Here is a 641-nt window from a genome sequence, read left to right on the forward strand (position 1 = left end):
ATTGCTGTTGACAGCGTAACCACCGGCAACACCGTCACTAATAGCGATGGTGTCAAAGTTGATGATGGTGCAGGCAATGCAACCACCATCACCACTGCTGGTACAAGCGTGGTTGATGACAATAACAACAGCGCGGACTATACTGCTGCCGGTTCAACCATCACAAATGGCAACAACGTGACCACAGTAGGCGCAGGTAACATCAGTGTCAGCGGCGTTGACAACACCGACCCCTCTAACCCAGTGACTAACAACATCGTATTGGACGGAACGACGGGGCAGATCAGTGGTGTGGCTGACGCAACTGCAGCTGACCAAGCCATTAACAAAGGCCAACTAGACGCGATAGCAAGTGCAGGTGACGCGAAGACTGACGCTTTAGGTAACAGCACAGCAAGCAACTTAGGCGGCGGTGCAAACTATGACGCAGCCACAGGCACAATTAATGACCTAAGCTATAAGCTTGATGACGGTACTAACACCGGCACTAACATCACCGTCAACAACGTCGGCTCAGCCTTAGAGAACCTAGATGGTCGTACTACCACCAACACTGATGACATCGCAGACATCAATGCTGGTCGCACCGGTATTGTCCGTCAAGACGCAGGCACAGGCGCGATCACAGTAGGCGCTCAAAC

1 pseudogene is annotated in these 641 nt (G+C 52.3%); it reads left to right on the forward strand.

What is annotated here, in order from left to right:
• A pseudogene (locus tag J3491_RS11925) lies at positions 1–641 on the forward strand (hypothetical protein); the annotation flags it as partial.

Source organism: Psychrobacter halodurans (assembly GCF_017498075.1).
Classification (GTDB): Bacteria; Pseudomonadota; Gammaproteobacteria; order Pseudomonadales; family Moraxellaceae; genus Psychrobacter; species Psychrobacter celer.